This is a genomic window from Burkholderia sp. Ac-20345 (assembly GCF_017104825.1).
Lineage (GTDB): Bacteria > Pseudomonadota > Gammaproteobacteria > Burkholderiales > Burkholderiaceae > Burkholderia > Burkholderia lata_B.
Window position 1 is genome coordinate 1 of sequence record NZ_JAAGPO010000394.1, and the last position, 3528, is coordinate 3528.

At 70.0% G+C, this 3528-nt stretch carries 3 protein-coding genes; 2 read left to right on the plus strand and 1 reads right to left on the minus strand.

Features of this window, described 5'->3' with window-relative positions:
• A partial coding sequence (gene mdlC, locus G3O06_RS47135) for a benzoylformate decarboxylase (RefSeq protein ID WP_205820172.1) occupies positions 1-971 on the minus strand: 971 nt, incomplete at its 3' end.
• Positions 972-1070: 99 nt separating this feature from the next.
• Here mdlC and G3O06_RS47140 point away from each other — a divergent pair.
• Together G3O06_RS47140 and dalD are read left to right on the plus strand one after the other, a co-directional pair.
• Positions 1071-1982: a LysR family transcriptional regulator gene (locus G3O06_RS47140; protein ID WP_043190134.1), complete on the plus strand. Its 912-nt coding sequence runs from the start codon at positions 1071-1073 to the stop codon at positions 1980-1982.
• 208 nt (positions 1983-2190) lie between these two features.
• Positions 2191-3528 (plus strand): D-arabinitol 4-dehydrogenase (dalD, locus tag G3O06_RS47145; protein ID WP_241020608.1); only part of this gene is annotated, 1338 nt, incomplete at its 3' end.

Sequence of the window (3528 nt, forward strand, 5' to 3'; positions counted from 1 at the left end):
TGGTTGCCGACGACCGCATCGCCCGACGGCGTCCACGCGGCGATGCCCGGATCGTCGACGAGCTGCACGAGCGTCGCACCCGGCGGCACGTGCGGGCCGAAGCCCTCGATGTGATAGGTGAACGCGGGGGCGCCGAACGCGAACACGAGGTCATGCCCGTCGAGCCGCGCGACGATCTTCTCGCGGATCGCGGGCAGGAAGCCGGCGAACAGCGGATGGTCCTCGGGGAAGCTGCAGCGCCCCGACATCGGCGCGACGTACACGCGCGCACGATGCCGCTCGGCGAGCCGCACGATCTCGTCCCACGCACCGGCGCGATCGACGGCCGCACCGACCACGAACGCGGGGCGACGCGCGGCGTCGAGCGTGTCGCCGAGCCGTGCGAGCGCGTCCGGATCAGGCCGCACGACGCTGCTGACCGCGCGGCGCGGCAGCAGGTCGGCCGGCTGGTCCCAGTCATCGACCGGGATCGACACGAACACCGGGCCGCGCGGTTCCTGCATCGCGATGCGGTACGCACGCGCGATCGCGGCCGGCACGTCCTGCGCGCGCGCGGGCTCGATGCTCCATTTCACGTACGGCTTCGGCAGCTCGGCGGCCTGCGTCGCGCCGAGGAACGGGTCGAACGGCAGGATCGCGCGCGCCTGCTGGCCCGCGGTGACGATCAGCGGCGTGCGGTTCTTGAATGCGGTGAAGAGATTGCCCATCGCGTTGCCGACGCCCGCGGCCGAATGCAGGTTGACGACCGCCGCGTTGCCGGTGGCCTGTGCGTGGCCGTCGGCCATCCCGACCACGACGGCTTCATGCAAGCCGAGCACGTAGCGGAAATCGTCCGGGAAGTCGCGAAACATCGGCAGCTCGGTCGAGCCGGGATTGCCGAATACGCGGTCGATGCCGAACTGGCGAAGCAGGTCGATCACCGCATCGCGAACGGTGATCGACGCGGCGGAAGGGGGCGGATGGCCGGACATGCTCGGGTGTCTCCTGGATGGCTTGGCGGTTTCCACAGTATCGAAGCGCAAGCCATTCTCTGATACTGTATTTTTTGCGAAAAGCCATTACATTCCGGCATGACTTTCGATCTCCGACAATTGCGCGCCTTCACGACGATCGTCGCGTGCGGCAGCCTCGGCCGCGCCGCCGATGCGCTGCATGTGACGCAGCCGGCGCTGAGCCGGATCCTGAAGCGGCTCGAGGACCAGGTCGGCGCGCCCTTGTTCGAGCGCCACTCGAAGGGCGTGCAGCTCACCGCGTTCGGCGAGGCGCTGCTGCCGCACGCGACGCTGCTGCAGCACGAGGCCGAGCACGCGCGCGAGGAACTCGACGCGATGCGCGGGTTCGCGAAGGGTACGATCAAGGTCGGCACCGTGGGCAGCATCGCGAGCCTCGTGCTGCCGGTCGCGGTGGGCCGCGTGCTCGACCGCTGGCCGAACCTGCGGGTCGAGATCATCGAAGGCGTGTGGGACCGGCTCGCGGAAGGGCTGAACAAGCACGAGATCGATCTCGCGCTGTCCGCGCACGGGCCCGATACCGACGAGATCGTCGCGATTCCCGAGTGCCGCTGGGAAGATCGCAGCCACATCGTTGCGGCGCCGCACCATCCGCTGCGCGCGCTCGGCCGCGCACCGACGCTCGCCGATACGCTGCACGCACGCTGGGCGATTCCGCCGCGCGGCACCGCACCGTTCGACCATATGCGCGCGACCTTCGACGCGCACGGGCTCGCGCTGCCCGACATCGCGGTCGAGACGCGCTCGGTCACGACATTGAAGAGCCTCGTCGCGCATGCCGGCTTCCTGAGCTGGATGGCCGAGCCGATGTACGGCGCCGAGCAGCGCGCCGGCACGATCGACACGCTGCCCGTGCGCGAAGTCGTCGCGGTGCGCACGCTCACCGCGTTCCGGCGCCGCCACGGGATCCTGCCGGGGCCGGCCGGCAAGCTGCTCGAGGAACTCGTTGCGTTGACGCGCGAAGGGCGCTGACGGCGTTTCCAGCACCACCGCTGGTTCGCGCCCCTCCCCGCCCTGCCCGCGCGCCGCCGCAGCGCACCATCGAAATGCCGTTTCCCCGCCTTGACTTTCGCTCGCCCGAATACGATCATTCGCTCACACAAAGAGCAAATGATCGTATTCGACGATCACGTCGGTCGCATTCGACAGGAAAAAGTCAGGCACGAACAGGAGACACCGGATGAGCGCATCGCCCTCCGCCCGCACGCCCGTGCTGCTGCACATCGGCGCGGGCTCGTTTCACCGCGCGCACCAGGCGTGGTATCTGCATCGCGTGAACGCGGCCGTTCCGGCCGACGAGCGCTGGTCGCTGACCGTCGGCAACATCCGCGACGACATGCGCTCGACGATGGACGCACTCGCCGCGCAGCACGGCGCCTACACGCTCGAAACCGTCACGCCGCAAGGCGAGCGCGCGTACGAGACGATCCGCGCGATCACCCGCGTGCTGCCGTGGTCGATCGACCTCGCCGCGCTGATCGACGCCGGCGCCGATCCCGCGTGCCGGATCGTGTCGTTCACCGTCACCGAAGGCGGCTACTACCTCGACGAACACAACCGGCTCGACATCGCGAACGCCGATCTCGCGGCCGACCTGCAGGGCGCGCGCACGACGCTGTACGGCGCGCTCGCGGCGCTGCTCGCCGAACGCGTGAAGCGCGGCGCGGGCCCGCTCACGCTGCAAAGCTGCGACAACCTGCGCAACAACGGCGCACGCTTTCGCGCGGGGATGCGCGAATTCCTCGAACGGCGCGGGCAGGCCGACCTGCTCGCGTGGTTCGATGCGAACGTCGCCACGCCGAGCGCGATGGTCGACCGCATCACGCCGCGCCCGACTGCCGACGTGCGCGAGCGCGTGCTGGCAGCCACCGGCATCGACGACGCGTGCCCGGTGATGGGTGAATCGTTCATCCAGTGGGTGATCGAGGACCGCTTCGCGGCCGGCCGGCCGCGCTGGGAGCTGGCCGGCGCCGAACTCGTCGACGACGTACACCCGTACGAGGAAGCGAAGATCCGCATCCTCAACGCGACGCACAGCTGCATCGCGTGGGCCGGCACGCTCGCGGGCCACACGTACATCCACGAGGGCACGCACGACGCGGCGATCCGCCGCTTCGCGCACGACTACGTGACGCAGGACGTGATCCCGTGCCTCACGCCGAGTCCGCTCGATCTCGCGCGCTACCGCGACGTCGTGCTCGAACGCTTCGGCAACCCGTACGTGCTCGACACGAACCAGCGTGTCGCGGCCGACGGCTTCTCGAAGATCCCCGGCTTCATCGCGCCGACGCTCGTCGAATCGTTCGCACGCGGCGCGGCGCCGGTCGCCACCGCCGTGCTGCCCGCGCTGTTCCTGCGCTTTCTCGAACGCTGGGCGCGCGGCACGTTGCCGTACGCGTACCAGGACGGCGTGATGGACGAAAGCGCCGCGCGCGCGATCGTCGGGTCCGGCCATCCGGGGGCCGGCCAACCGGGGGCCGGCCATCCGGAGGCCGACGACCCGGTCGTCGCGCTGGGC